Consider the following 14,058-nt stretch of genomic DNA (forward strand, 5'->3'; position numbering starts at 1 on the left):
GCCAATTGGCTCAATCGCCCGCGGGCATATTGTAGGGCGTGACGATTTCGACTGTTGAAAGCGAGGGCGAAACCGCTCGCGGCAAGGCAGTCGCCCGGCTCATGATCGCTCGGAAGGCCGTACGCGCATCGGTTCTGAGATCATGATGCAGCACGAAGCCGATCCGACGCGCCGCAAGCAGGGCGCGATTATCCGCATCGAGATCATGGGCGACGAAAACGCGGACGGGACGTTTGGCCGCGTCGAAGGCCGCAAGCACCGCCCGGTTGCCGCCGCCGATCGAATAGACGGCGTTGATGGCGGGATCGGCCGCAAGGGCTGCCGCGGCAAGCGTTCCTGTCGCGGCATCGGTGCCGTGCCCCTCGCTGATTTCGGTAATGCCGATGTCGGGATAGCGGGCGCGGATGACGCGGCGAAAGCCGATTTCGCGCTCCTCCTCGCCGCGGAACCGTCCGCTCGACAGCGTTACCAGCACCTTGCCGCCATCACTCCCGAGGAATTCGCCGATCAGATAGGCGGCGGTCTCTCCCGCTGCCCGGTTGTCGGCGCCGGCATAGGCGATGCGGGCCGAATTCGGCAGGTCGGTCACCAGCGTCACGACCGGAATGCCGGTCGCATCCGCCCGCGCGACGGCGGCAGCCACCTCGGTGACGTCAGGCGCCTTGAGTACGATGCCGTGCGTGCCACGCAGCCGGATGCGATCGAGAAGCTGCGCCAGCTCGGCCGGCTTCATCACCTCGGCAAAATGGAAGCGACAGCGGAAGACGCCCGGCAGAAAGGTCGCCATCTCCGCCTCGAAGGCGGCGCGCACCGCATCGCTGAAACGCTGCGGTGTCTCCATGACGATATCGATCGCCAGCACCCGCCCGCTGCCCATCGCCCCGGCCTGCTGCTTCTCCAGCTCCGCGATCGCCGCCTTCACCCGCATCTCGGTCTGCCGGCGCACGCCCGGCCTGCCGTTCAGCACCCGGTCGACGGTCGCAGTGCTGAGCCCTGCCTGGAAGGCAATATCCTTGACGAGAAAGAGGTGTGCCATGCGATCGGTCTGATGGTTTTTTGATGGAATTCTGATCTATATCACCTGGCATCGCGGCGTATAGTGCCTCCATTGGAAAGACGGAGGAGCCCACCATGAAAACCGACAACCAGCAGAAACTGCGCGCCGACCGCGTCTGGCTGAGCGAAGACGCATGCGATCTCGATGAGTTTCGCGCCCTTGCGGAAAAGACGACGGCACTTGCCGATTACCCCTCGGCGTCTGCGGTCGAAAAAAACGTGCTGATCTATGATAGCCGCAAGGTGATGACGACGGCCGCAACGCCAGAAGGCCGACGCGCCGTGCTGGCGGAAATCTGCGATGCCTTCGGCGAAGGTCCTGGTGTCGTCGTGTTCAAGCGCGCTTACGAAGACACCGGCATCATCGACCGCGCCAGCACGATCTTCGATGCGATCATCGAGGAACAGCACCGCACTTCGACCGGCGGCGGCGATCACTTCGCCAAGCCTGGTGCCAACGACCGTATCTGGAACTCGCTGGAAAAACATTGCCTCGCCGATCCGGCAAATTTCGCCGAATATTACGGCAACGCCATCATCGCGCTGGCAAGCGAAGCCTGGCTCGGCCCAAGCTACCAGATGACGGCGCAGGTCAACCGCGTCAATCCGGGCGGTTCGGCGCAGTCGGCGCATCGCGACTATCATCTCGGCTTTCAGTCCTCAAAGGTGATCGAACAATTCCCGGCGCATGTGCACCGGCTCTCGCCGGTGCTGACATTGCAGGGTGCGGTCGCCCATTGCGACATGCCTCTCGAAAGCGGCCCGACACTCTTCCTGCCGCACAGCCAGACCTATGTGCCGGGTTACCTCGCGCTGAAGCGGCAGGAGTTCCTGGATTATTTCGAGACCAACCATGTCCAGCTGCCGCTCGAAAAAGGCGACCTCGTCTTCTTCAATCCCGCCCTTTTCCATGCCGCCGGCACCAACCGCTCGGCCGACATCAAGCGCGTCGCCAACCTCCTGCAGGTCTCCTCCGCCTTCGGCCGGGCGATGGAAACCGTCAACCGCGAGAAGATGAGCGCCAGGCTGTTTCCCGCTTTGAAGGCCTTGCTGGGCAGGCTCTCGCCTGACGAAATCGCCAACGCCGTCGCCGCCTGCGCCGAGGGCTACTCCTTCCCGACCAACCTCGACCGCGACCCGCCGCTTGGCGGACTGGCGCCGAAGACACAAGCGCAACTGATGCATGAGGCGCTGAAAGAAGGCTGGAGCGATGAACTCTTTACGGCAGCACTTGCCGAGCAGGCGCAGAAGAAGCTGAGCTGATTTGGAAGCTTGAGCCTCTTGCATCCGCACTGACATAAAAGCCTCCCGCACCCGCGGGAGGCCATTCGCACATCATCGCAATGGAGGAACCACATGAGCACAGACCACGGCCGCCTTGACGGCAAGATCGCCATCGTCACCGGCGGCACGCAAGGATTGGGCGCGACAATCGCCCGCCTCTTCGCCGAACGCGGTGCAAAAGGCATCGTCATCTGCGGCCGCAACGAAGCCAAGGGCAAGGCGAAGGCGGCGGAGATTTCGGCTGCGACCGGCGCCAGGATCGTCTACGTCAAGTCCGACCTCGGCAAGGTCGAGGATGCACAGAATGTCGTGCGCGCCTGCGACGAGACCTTCGGTCGTGTCGATGCGCTGGTCAATGCCGCCGCCATCACCGATCGCGGCACCATCCTCGACACCAGCCCGGAACTCTTCGACGCAATGTTCGCCGTCAATGTTCGCGCGCCGTTTTTCCTGATGCAGGAAGCGGTGAAGGTCATGCGCCGCGAAAACATCGAGGGTACGATCGTCAACATCGGCTCGATGTCGGCCAAAGCCGGCCAGCCCTTCATCGCCGCATATTGCGCCTCCAAGGGCGCGCTGGAAACGCTGACGAAGAACACCGCCTATGCGCTCCTGCGCAACCGCATCCGCGTCAATGGTCTGAACATCGGTTGGATGGCCTCTGAAGGCGAGGACCGCATTCAGCGCGAATATCACGGCGCACCGGCCGACTGGCTGGAGAAGGCGGCGGCAAGCCAGCCCTTCGGCCGTCTCGTCGATCCGCACGAGGTGGCGCGCGCCTGCGCTTACCTGTCGTCTTCCGAATCCGGCCTGATGACCGGCTCGGTCATCTGCTTCGACCAATCGGTCTGGGGAGCCTACGACGGCTCGCCGCATCCGGTCGCGGCCCTCTGACGAAACCGGAGCCTGGCATTTCCATCGCCGGGCTCTGGCACCTCCAGCTTTTTGCCGCTAGGAAAAGAACGGCAGCATTCAGGGAGGAAACTGGCATGGGCGACAATCCGATTTATGAGATCCGCGACGAACGCTTCGGTGCAATGGTCATCGGCAGCGCCGGCCTCGAGGAGCTTTATTCCGGCTGCCGCTGGACGGAAGGCCCGGTCTGGTTTTCCGACCTGAACTGCCTTCTCTGGAGCGATATCCCGAATGAACGCATGATGCGCTGGACACCGGATGGGACGGTCTCCGTCTTCCGCTCACCCTCCAACTACGTCAATGGCAATACCCGCGACCGGCAGGGCCGGCTGGTCTCCTGCGAACATGGCGGCCGCCGTGTCACCCGCACCGAGACGGACGGCACCATCACCGTTCTCGCCGACAGCTATCAGGGCAAACGGCTGAACTCGCCGAACGACGTCGTCGTGCACTCCGACGGCGGGGTCTGGTTCACCGATCCGACCTACGGCATCCTGTCGGATTACGAGGGCCACAAGGCCGAACCCGAGCAGTCGACGCGCAATGTCTACCGGATCGACCCGGCAAGCGGCGGGATCGACGCCGTCGTCGAGGATTTCATCCAGCCGAACGGCCTTGCCTTCTCGCCCGATGAGACGAAGCTTTATATTGCCGATTCCGGCTCCGCAAAACATGAAGTGCCGCGCCATATCCGCGTTTTCGACGTCACCGACGGCAAGGCGCTTGCCAACAGCCGCTACTTCTGTAGCCTCGATGTCGGCCATCCCGACGGTTTTCGTTTCGATGTCGCCGGCAATCTCTGGACGAGTGCCTCCGACGGCGTGCACTGCTTTTCGCCCGACGGAACCCTGCTCGGCAAGATCAGGGTGCCACAGACGGTGTCCAACCTCACCTTCGGCGGCCCCAAGAAAAACCGGCTCTTCATCACCGCGACACGTTCGGTCTATTCGATCTATATCAAAACGACCGGCGCACAATATCCATAGATCAGGCCTTCACCTTGTCGGGACGCCCGTGCAGCGGCTCGGCCCGGTGCCAGTTTTCCAGAATGCGGCCATCGGTGTGTTTCTGCCGCGCCCAGCGGATGCCGTTCGAGATCACCTTATGCACGGTCTTGTCGTGATAGATCGGGTAGGTCTCGTGGCCGGGGCTGAAGAAGAAGATGCGCCCACGCCCGCGCTGGAAGGTGCAGCCGCTGCGGAACACCTCGCCGCCGGAATACCAGGAGATGAACACCAGCTCGTCCGGCTGCGGAATGTCGAAGGGTTCGCCGTACATTTCCGAGGCATTGACCTCGAAATAGGGCGGCAGCCCCTCGGCGATAGGATGCGAGGGATTGACCACCCAGACGCGCTCCAGGTCGCCATCAGGCGTCTCGCGCCAGGAAAGGTTGGCATTGGTCCCCATCAGCCGGCGGAAGAGCTTGGAATGATGGCCGGAATGCAGGACCAGCAGGCCCATGCCCTTCAGCACGCGCTGCTGCACGCGGTCGATCAGCCCGTCGCTGACCTCCTCATGCGCCATATGCCCCCACCAGAGCAGCACGTCGGTATCATTGAGCACGGAATCCGGCAGCCCTTCATCCGGATCGTCTAGCGTACCGCGGCGGACCTCGAAATCGGGGTGGGCGATACCGGCAGCGATCGCTCCGTCGATACGATCAGGATAGATATCCTGAACTTCCTTGTGGACCTGCTCGTGGCGCCCTTCGTTCCAGATCGTGACCTTGATTGTCATGTCATTCCTCGATGTGTTTCAAGCGGTTGCCGAACGGATTACCCGGCCGGCGGAATCAAACAGATGGCAACCGGCGCGCTCGGCAGTCAGCGACACACGATCGCCCGGCCGCACCGCGATATCGCCTTCGGCGCGTACGACGATCGGCTGCTGCTGCGAACCGACTGTCAGATAGGTCTCCACGCCCAAACGCTCGACGATGACGACCTCGGCCGAAAAATCACCCTGCCCTTGGGGTGCGAGCTTCAGATGTTCCGGCCGAATGCCGAGCTTCGCCTCGCCCTGCTGCACGGCGCCATTGCCGTCTGAAAGGTCGATGGAAAGGCCGAGCGGGCTTTCCAGATGCACCTTGCCGCCATCCCGGCGCGTCGCCGTCATCGGCAGCACGTTCATCTTTGGCGAGCCGATGAAAGTTGCGACAAATTCGTTGTCCGGCTGATGGTAGAGATCCATCGGCGCGCCCTGTTGAGCGACGACGCCCTTGTTCAGCACGACGATGCGGTCCGCCATCGTCATCGCCTCCACCTGGTCGTGCGTGACGTAGACGACCGTCGCCTTCAGCTCGCGGTGCAGGCGTTGCAGCTCGGCGCGCATCTGCACGCGCAGCGCCGAATCGAGGTTCGACAGCGGTTCGTCGAACAGGATCAGCGCCGGTTTCTTGATGATGGCGCGGCCGATCGCCACGCGCTGGCGCTGGCCGCCGGAAAGGGCGGCCGGGCGGCGGTCGAGGTAGTCGGTGAGCTGCAGGATTTCGGCGACACCTTCCACCTGCCGGCGGATTTCCGCCTCCGGCACCTTCTTCAGGCTGAGCGAGAAGCCAATGTTTTCGGCAACGCTCATATGCGGATAGAGCGCATAGGACTGGAACACCATGGCAATGCCGCGCTTGTCGGGCGGCACGTCGTTGATGCGTTTGCCGTTGAGGATAAGGTCGCCGTCATCGATGCCTTCGAGGCCGGCGATCATCCGCAGCAGCGTGGACTTGCCGCAGCCGGAGGGGCCGACGAAAACCGCGAATTCTCCGTCTTCCACGGTAATGTCGACGCCCTTGATGACCTCGAGCGCGCCGTAGAATTTGCGAACGTTTCTGAGATTGATCATCTGTTTCTCTTTCTTGATCTCAGCCCTTCACGCCGCCCGAAAACGTCTGGACGAGGAAGCGCCGCGCAAAACCGAAGGCGACGACGGCGGGCAGCAGATAGATGAATGCCAGCGCGGTCAGCAGGCCGTAATCGATCTCGTTGATGCGCAGGAAGGCGCGGAAGAGACCGAGCGGCAGCGTCTGCAGCTCCGGCGACGACAGGAGGATCAGCGGCAGCAGGAAATCGCCCCAGGCCGACATGAAGGCGAACAGCCCAGCAGCGGCAAGCCCCGGCAGCGCCAGCGGGATCAACACCCGGCGGATGCGCTGGATGAGTGTCGCCCCATCCATCAGCGCCGCCTCCTCATAGTCCCTCGGCAGCCCGTCGAAGAAGGTCTTCATGATCCAGAGCGCCAACGGCAATTGCATCGTCGCCAGCACCAGGATCAACCCGAGATAACCGTCGATGAAGCCGGTCCAGCGCATGATGTCGCGGGCATAGCTGCCGAAGATCGGTCTGAGCACCGCCGCTTCCGCATTGTTCAGCGTCAGCAGGAATTTGTAGAGCGGCACGACGAGCGCCGTCGGCGGCAGCACACGGATGAGCAGGATCGCGTAGAGGAAGGGCAGCTTCCACCAGGCCCGGGTGCGCGACAGTGCATAACCGCCGAGCCCCGAAAGCACCATGACGAGCAGCGTCGCGCTAGCGACCACGAAGAGCGAATTGAACAGCCACTTCGCCCCGTCCTCCTTGGTGAAGACCCTGATATAATTGGCGAAAGTCCACTGCTCCGGCCAATGCAGGAAGAGCTGGGCATTGCCGTCGAGCGAGGCGAGCAGCACCCAGAAGAAAGGCACCGCGCAGAAGATCGAGATCAGCGACAGCGTCGCATAGGCGATGAGGTCGGAGCGACCCTTGTTTGCAGTTTCACTTGGGGAAACGACGGCCATGTCAGACCTCCACCTTCATGGCCCGGACATAGGCGATACCTAATATCAGCGAGATGACGAGCGCGACGACGGCGACCGCGGCACCATAACCCAGCTGGAACGACGTAAAGGACTGGTTGTAGATATAGATGCTGACCACCTCGGTCGCCCCGCCCGGTCCGCCGCGCGTCAGCGCATAGACGAGGCCGAAGACGGCGATGGTGGAGACGGCGGAGATCAACATATAGAGCAGGATCGTCGGCATCATCAGCGGCAGGGTGATGCGGCGGAACATCTGCGATGGGGTGGCGCCGTCCATGCGCGCTGCCTCATAGATCTCCGCCGGAATGGTACTGAGGCCGGCCGTTAGCAGGATCATCGCCGTGGCGATGCCGCGCCAGGTGTTGACGACGATGATCATCGACAGCGGGAAGACCTGCAGCCAGTCGGCCGGCGTGATGCCGAAAAAACTGACGATGCGGCTGAGTGTGGCATTGTCGCCGCCCGCCAGCATCGAGATCCACATGAAACCGGCGACGACTTCAGGGGCTGCATTCGGCAACAGGATGATCGACGAAAACACCCGCCGAAAGCGGATCGGCCGGCGCAACGCAATTGCCGAGATCAGGCCGAGCACGAACTGGCCGATCACCGCCGAACCGATGACGAAGACGAAGGTGACGAACAGCGAATTCCAGAACTTCGCGTCGTTGAAGAGCCGCGTGTAATTCCTGAAACCAACGAAACGGGGCCGAAGGGCCGCGGCCCCGGTCAGCGCCTCATTGGTGAAGCTCAGATAGATCGAATAGAGGGCCGGATAGATGACGAAGGCCAGAAGCAGCACCAGCGAGGGCAGCAGGATCAGCAGCCATTGCCGCTCGGCGCGCTTTTCATGAGAGTTTCGGGCCATGGAAGCTCACAAACCTTATCGATGGAACCGGCTTATCGAATGAAAGCGGGAAGACGCGGGCGTTGGCGCCGCGTCCCCGTCGTGGCGGAAGAGAGGGTGCCGGAGCTTACTTGACCATGTCGTCGCCGAGCGTTTCCTTGACGTAGTCGACAAGGATCTTCTGGGCGCCGGCGGCATCGGTTTCCTTGCGGAGCAGCGCTTCGGTGGCCCGCGCGACCCCTTCCGAGACCGTACCAAATCCGGAGGCCTGCTTCAGGAACACGCCGTTCCCGGCCGCGGCATGGATCGGAACCAGTTCCGTCAGCTTCTGGAACTCGGCATTGCCAGCCGCATCCTTGCTGGCCGGGATGTTGCCGATGCGGGCGGCGTAGGAAACCTGAGTCTCAATCGAGCCGATCTCCATCAGCGCCTTGATCGCCAGCTCGGTATTGGCCGACTTGGAATTGACGGCCCACGGCGCAGCGAGATTGGCCAGCACATACTGGCCGCTGCTCTGGCCGGGAACCGTCCAGGTGCCGACCACCTTCGTCACGTCAGGGATCGGGTTCTTGCTTTCGCGACCCCAGTCGAAAATATAGCACCAGGAGCCGCAGGTGGTCGCGGCGAGCTTGCCTTCCGGGAACATCTGGTACTTCGGCACGACCCAGGGCTCGGGTCCGAGCAACGGCTGCGTCGGCATCAGATCCTTGTCGATCAGTTCCTTGTAGACGTTGAAGACATCCTTGATGCCTTCGCCATTCAGATCGAGCTTGCCGTCGGCATCGACGAGCTGCGGCGTCTTGGAACCGACGAGCAGATGCTGGAAACCTTCGTCGAAGGCGCCGCTTCCCCAGGAAACGCCGGCCGGAAAGAGCAGGCCGTAGGCGCCGGTCTTCTGCTTGATCTCGGCCGCGCGGTCGAGAAGTTCCTGCCAGGTCTTCGGCTGTTCGGTCGAGATGGCGGCTTTTTCGAGAACGTCCTTGCGGTAATAGATTTCCTGAATGCCGAGCATGAACGGCATCACATAGGTTTCTCCATCCGGGCTGACGGCAAGCTCCTTGGCGACGTCATAGAGGTTGGCGTAGCCGTCCCAGGCCTTGAACTCCTTGGTAACAGGCGCGAGGTAACCGGCTTCCACCATGTCGGCGACCGCAGCCGTCGTCGGGATGGAGAACAGGTCGGGCGCGTTGCCGGCGCCGAGCTCGGTCAGGAGTTTCGTCAGGTAGTCCTTGTCGGGCGCCGGATATTCGATGACCTCGACGGTGACGCCATATTTCTTTTCGATCCGCTCGACCGTCGACTTCATCGCGTCGATGCCGGCCTGACCATGATTTGCAATTCGGATTGTTTCTGCCTGTGCCAGCGTCGAAACCGCGCTCAGCAGAATGGCGCATAGGCCGCCAAGAACCATTTTCTTCAACGGAAGTCCTCCCTTTTGTAGAGACACGGCGCCCTCCAGCACCGGTCGTGAAAATGTACACGCATTCCGAATGCTGACAAGACGGTTTTTGAAAAGATTCGATAGTGAGCTTTAATATACTGATATTACTTATTTATTTAGATATTGCCATCGCCATACCGTTTGTGTAATCGTGTGCACAATGTATTCAGGGAGGAATTTCATGTCTGAGAAATTGCGCCTCGGCGTCATCGGCGCTGGCTTGAAGGCGGCGGAATATGCCGAGAGCTGGGTCAAGATGCCGGAGATCGAATTCGCTGCTCTCGCCGACACCACGGCGGCGTCGCGCCAGCGCCTGATCGACGTCTGCCTCGCCGCCGGCGCACCAGAACCGAGGAGCTTCGAGGATTATCGCCAGATGCTCGCGGAATGCCGGGGCGAACTCGACATCGTCTACGTCTCCACCCCGCATGCCTTCCATGCCGAGCAGGCAACCGCCGTGGCCGAGGCCGGCCTCGACCTCTTCCTGGAAAAGCCGATGGTGACGACAGTCACTGAAGCCGAGAGGCTGATCGCCGCGCAGAAAAAGAGCGGCGTCACCATCGTCACCGCCTTCCAGGGCGGCCTGTCGCCGCTGGTGCTCGACACACGCCGGCGGGCCCTCGCCGGCGAATTCGGCGAGCTGATCGCCATATCGGGCATGATCTGGGAAAGCTGGTCGTCCAATTATGACGGCCACTGGAAGCAGCAGCCTGATATCTCCGGCGGCGGCTTCATGTTCGATACCGGCGCCCACATGATGAACACCGTCTGCCTGCTCGCCAATTCGGATTTCGACAGTGTGTCGGCCTACATGAACAACCACGGCAGACAGGTCGATATCGCCACCGCCGTCTCCGCCCGGCTGAAAAACGGCGCGCTGGCGACATTGACGGCCGCCGGCGAAGGCCCTCCGGGCTGCGCCTCCCACATCACCTTCTTCTATTCAAAGGCGATCGTGCGCATCGACGCCTGGGGCGGCTGGCGCGAGATCAGTGTCGGGCGCACTGCCGAGCCGCGCGAGGAAGCCGAGATTCTCGGCAATCCGATGAAGAATTTCCTCGCCATTCGCGAGGGAAAGATGGAAAACTCCGGCTCCGTTGAAATGGGCATCAGATTCGCTAGGCTATGGGATGCAATCAAGGAATCGGCAGCGGCCGACGGCGCTTCCGTCAGGATCGTCGCCCGATAGGCGCTGAAGATGAGCGGTATGAGTAGACGGCGGATCACCTCGAAGGAACTGGCGAAACTCGCCGGCGTCTCCTCCGCCACCATTTCCCGCGCCTTCTCGCCGGATTCACGCATCGGCAGCGCGACGCGCGACCGCATCCTTGCCGTCGCCCGTGAACATGGCTACCAGCCGAACGCGATCGCCCGCTCACTGAACAACCAGCGCTCGCGCCTCGTCGCCCTGGTCGTCAACGCGATCGGCAACCCTTGCGAGGCTGAGGAACAACAGCTTCTCGTCCACCGCCTACAAGCGAGACAATTGCTGCCGATCATCCTCTGCTGCGCCGATCATTCCGACCGGCTGCAATTGATGCGCCTTGCCTCCACCTATCAGGTCGATCACGTCGTCGTCTTCTCCGACATGGTGTCGATGCAAGATGCCGTTGATATCTTCCACACGACGAAACCGATCATCGTCTCCTTCGAGCCGCTCGACAACGAAAACGTCTCCAGCATCCGCATCGACGGCGCTGAGGCCGCCGACGAGATCATCGGCAAGATCGTTCGCGACGGCAAAAAGCGTTTCGCCTACCTCTCCGGCACCAATTCCAGCTGGATCGACAAGCTCAGGCGCAAATGGTTCGCCGATGCGCTGACCAAGCGCGGCCTCGCCTTCGAGGCGCAGGCCTTCGGCGACTACTCCTATGATTCCGGCTTCAAGGAAGCCGTGCTCCTGCTGCACCGTGACAAGGTCGACGCCATCATCTGTGGCAACGATGTCATGGCGATCGGCGCACGCGATGCAGCCCGCCGGGTGCTCGGCAAGAACACGCCGGATGATATCGCCATCGTCGGCCAGGACGGCATTGCCATGGCCGCCTGGGATTGCAACGACCTCACCACGCTGAGCCTCGACCACGTCGCCTTCATCGATGCCGTCGTCGAATTGATCGAACGGCATGACGCCGAGATCGAAGGCCCGCACAGCATCACGCTCACCTGCACCGCCCGCTGGGGCTCGACCGCCTGATGCATGTCGCCTGGAAGTGTACAGCGGTTCCGGGGTGACGACATGCATGAAAAAAGCTAAAGCGCGTCGCATGAATCAAGTTCGCTGTGACGTGCTTTAGCGGCTCGCTCATCCATTGCATCGAGGAGGAATACCGATGATCAGATTTTCACGCGCCGAGAGGTGCCGCAATGTCCCTGATGCCGTAATCTGGAGAGCCTGAAATGCGTTCCGTCGTTTCCTTCAATGAAGGCTGGAGTTTCCACGAGGGCTTCGGCCAGCGCTTGCTCGAAACTTTCGATGCCGCCAAGTCGGTCAGCCTGCCGCATACCGCTGTCGAACTGCCCTTCAGCTATTTCGACGAGACCAGCTATCAGCGCGCCTTCACCTATCAGAAGGTGCTGCGCTGGCTGCCGGAATTCGAGGGCCGCGAAGTTTCGCTCGTCTTCGACGCCGCCATGGCCGACAGCGTCGTCTATCTGAACGGCGAGGAAATCATTGCCCATAAGGACGGCTACACCCCATTTGAGGCCCGCCTCACCGGCAAGCTGGTCAAGGGCGAGAACCTCGTCACCGTCAAGATCGACGGCAGCGAAAACCCCGACATTCCGCCTTTCGGCGGCCGTATCGACTATCTGACCTATGCTGGCATCTACCGCGATGTCTGGCTGAAGGTCACCGACCCGGTCTCGATCCGCAATCTCAAGATCGAAACCACAGACGTTCTCGGCCCGGAGAAATCGGCGACCATACGCGTCGATATCGCCAATCCCGAGGGCCGCAGCTTCTCGGCGACGGTCACCGCAACGCTGAAACAGGCCGACGGTACGGTGGTCGCCACCGCCGCCACTGAAACGATCGGCAGCCGCACCACGCTCTCCTTTGGCGGCCTCACCGGCATCGCCCTCTGGGACATCACCGATCCCACGCTCTATGACGTCACCGTCGAAATCAGGACCGAACACGGCTCCGACCGTGTCTCGACCAGGTTCGGCTTCCGCACCGCCGAATTCACGCCGGAAGGTTTCCTCCTCAACGGCAAGCCATTGAAGCTGCGCGGCCTCAACCGCCACCAGGCCTTCCCCTATGTCGGTTATGCCGCCGGCCGCTCCGCCCAGGAGCGTGACGCCGACATCATGAAGACGGTGCTGAAGTGCAATATCGTCCGCACCTCGCATTATCCGCAGTCGAAATGGTTCCTCGACCGATGCGACACGATCGGTCTGCTGGTCTTCGAAGAGATCCCGGGCTGGCAGCATATCGGCGATGCCGACTGGCAGCAGGAATCGATCGAGAACGTCCGCCGCATGATCGAGCGCGACTGGAACCACCCCTCGATCATCATCTGGGGCGTGCGCATCAACGAATCGCAGGATAATCACGATTTCTACGCCGAGACCAATCGCCTCGCCCGTGAACTCGACAGCACCCGCCAGACCGGCGGCGTGCGTTATCTCACCGAGAGCGAGCTGCTCGAAGACGTCTACACGATGAACGACTTCATCCTCGGCAATGAGGAACTGCCGGGCGCCAACCGCCCGCGCACCGCGCTGCGCGCCCAGCAGGAAAATACCGGACTGTCGCACAAGGTGCCGTACCTCATCACCGAGTTCAACGGCCACATGCACCCGACGAAGATTTATGACCAGGAGCAGCGCCAGGCCGAGCATGTGCGCCGTCACCTGGAAGTGCTGAATGCCGCCTATGGCGATCCTGATATCTCCGGCGCCATCGGCTGGTGCATGTTCGATTACAACACCCACAAGGATTTCGGCTCCGGCGACCGCATCTGCTATCACGGCGTCATGGACATGTTCCGCGAGCCGAAATTCGCGGCCTATGCCTATATCAGCCAGTGCGACCCTTCCGAGGAGATCGTCATGAAGCCGGCGACCTTCTGGGCGCGCGGCGAACGCAATATCGGCGGCGTGCTGCCGCTGATCATCCTGACCAACTGCGACGAGGTGGAGCTGCGATATGGCGCGCTCAGCAAGCGCATCGGTCCAGACCGCGAGAACTACCCGCATCTGCCGCATCCCCCCGTCGTTCTTGACCATCGGCACTTCACTGCCGATGAGCTCGGCACCTGGGGTCTCGAATGGATCGACGGCACCTTCACCGGTTATATCGGCGGCGAGCCGGTGGCCAGCCTGACGCTGGCGGCCGATCCGCTGCCGACAACGCTGGAAGTGGTTGCCGATAGCCCCACGCTGAAAGCTCGCGAACGTGACAGCACGCGCGTCATCATCCGCGCCCTCGACCAGCGCGGCCAGCGCCTGCCTTTCATGAACGACAGCATTTCGCTGAAGGTGCACGGCCCGGCAAGGATCGTCGGCCCGAGCAATGTGCCGCTGCAGGGCGGCACCGCCGGCTTCTGGCTGGAGGCGACGGGGTTCACTGGCGAAATCACCGTCGAAGCGGTTTCGACGCGTTTCGCGCCGGTGTCGCTCAGCGTGACAGCTGCCTAGCGCATAACCCCGAAAATCGAAATCGATTTTCGGAAAGGATTATGTGCAAATTCAAAGTGTTAGAGCGCCCCTAGCGCGTCT

At 61.9% G+C, this 14,058-nt stretch carries 12 protein-coding genes; 6 read left to right on the forward strand and 6 right to left on the reverse strand.

Annotated elements, in window-relative coordinates; all coding sequences use genetic code 11:
- Nucleotides 1–10: 10 nt before the first annotated feature.
- Nucleotides 11–1,036: a LacI family DNA-binding transcriptional regulator gene (locus CUJ84_RS19755; RefSeq protein ID WP_105007453.1), complete on the reverse strand. Its 1,026-nt coding sequence runs from the start codon at nt 1,034–1,036 to the stop codon at nt 11–13.
- Nucleotides 1,037–1,131: 95 nt separating this feature from the next.
- Between CUJ84_RS19755 and CUJ84_RS19760 the strand changes: the two genes are divergently transcribed.
- From CUJ84_RS19760 to CUJ84_RS19770, 3 genes are all read left to right on the forward strand, one after another.
- Nucleotides 1,132–2,319, forward strand: coding sequence for a phytanoyl-CoA dioxygenase family protein (locus tag CUJ84_RS19760; RefSeq protein ID WP_012759089.1), 1,188 nt, complete (start codon nt 1,132–1,134; stop codon nt 2,317–2,319).
- Between the two features lie 93 nt (nt 2,320–2,412).
- A complete protein-coding gene (locus CUJ84_RS19765) occupies nt 2,413–3,234 on the forward strand; it encodes an SDR family oxidoreductase (protein WP_017995258.1) in 822 nt (273 codons plus the stop codon).
- Between the two features lie 95 nt (nt 3,235–3,329).
- Nucleotides 3,330–4,241 carry an SMP-30/gluconolactonase/LRE family protein gene (locus CUJ84_RS19770; RefSeq protein WP_105007454.1) on the forward strand — a complete coding sequence of 304 codons (912 nt, stop codon included), beginning with the start codon at nt 3,330–3,332 and terminating at the stop codon, nt 4,239–4,241.
- A 1-nt stretch (nt 4,242) separates the two neighbouring features.
- On the opposite strand, the gene CUJ84_RS19775 is transcribed toward CUJ84_RS19770, so the two are convergent.
- The 5 genes from CUJ84_RS19775 to CUJ84_RS19795 all read right to left on the reverse strand — a co-directional run bounded on the left by CUJ84_RS19775 (nt 4,243) and on the right by CUJ84_RS19795 (nt 9,312).
- Nucleotides 4,243–4,992, reverse strand: coding sequence for a ThuA domain-containing protein (locus CUJ84_RS19775; protein WP_105007455.1), 750 nt, complete (start codon nt 4,990–4,992; stop codon nt 4,243–4,245).
- Nucleotides 4,993–5,010: 18 nt separating this feature from the next.
- Nucleotides 5,011–6,093 carry an ABC transporter ATP-binding protein gene (locus CUJ84_RS19780; RefSeq protein WP_012759093.1) on the reverse strand — a complete coding sequence of 361 codons (1,083 nt, stop codon included), beginning with the start codon at nt 6,091–6,093 and terminating at the stop codon, nt 5,011–5,013.
- 19 nt (nt 6,094–6,112) lie between these two features.
- Entirely contained in the window at nt 6,113–7,024 is a 912-nt protein-coding gene (locus CUJ84_RS19785; protein ID WP_105007456.1) for a carbohydrate ABC transporter permease, read from the reverse strand.
- 1 nt (nt 7,025) lies between these two features.
- Entirely contained in the window at nt 7,026–7,913 is an 888-nt protein-coding gene (locus tag CUJ84_RS19790; RefSeq protein WP_003543165.1) for a carbohydrate ABC transporter permease, read from the reverse strand.
- Nucleotides 7,914–8,019: 106 nt separating this feature from the next.
- Nucleotides 8,020–9,312 carry an ABC transporter substrate-binding protein gene (locus CUJ84_RS19795; protein ID WP_105007457.1) on the reverse strand — a complete coding sequence of 431 codons (1,293 nt, stop codon included), beginning with the start codon at nt 9,310–9,312 and terminating at the stop codon, nt 8,020–8,022.
- Nucleotides 9,313–9,514: 202 nt separating this feature from the next.
- Here CUJ84_RS19795 and CUJ84_RS19800 point away from each other — a divergent pair, with 202 nt between their 5' ends.
- The 3 genes from CUJ84_RS19800 to CUJ84_RS19810 all read left to right on the forward strand — a co-directional run bounded on the left by CUJ84_RS19800 (nt 9,515) and on the right by CUJ84_RS19810 (nt 13,977).
- Entirely contained in the window at nt 9,515–10,522 is a 1,008-nt protein-coding gene (locus CUJ84_RS19800; protein ID WP_105007458.1) for a Gfo/Idh/MocA family protein, read from the forward strand.
- Between the two features lie 9 nt (nt 10,523–10,531).
- A complete protein-coding gene (locus tag CUJ84_RS19805) occupies nt 10,532–11,530 on the forward strand; it encodes a LacI family DNA-binding transcriptional regulator (protein WP_105007459.1) in 999 nt (332 codons plus the stop codon).
- A 203-nt stretch (nt 11,531–11,733) separates the two neighbouring features.
- Nucleotides 11,734–13,977, forward strand: coding sequence for a glycoside hydrolase family 2 protein (locus CUJ84_RS19810; RefSeq protein WP_105007460.1), 2,244 nt, complete (start codon nt 11,734–11,736; stop codon nt 13,975–13,977).
- The last annotated feature ends 81 nt before the right edge of the window (nt 13,978–14,058 follow it).

The sequence above is a fragment of the Rhizobium leguminosarum genome (assembly GCF_002953715.1).
GTDB classification, from domain to species: domain Bacteria; phylum Pseudomonadota; class Alphaproteobacteria; order Rhizobiales; family Rhizobiaceae; genus Rhizobium; species Rhizobium leguminosarum_V.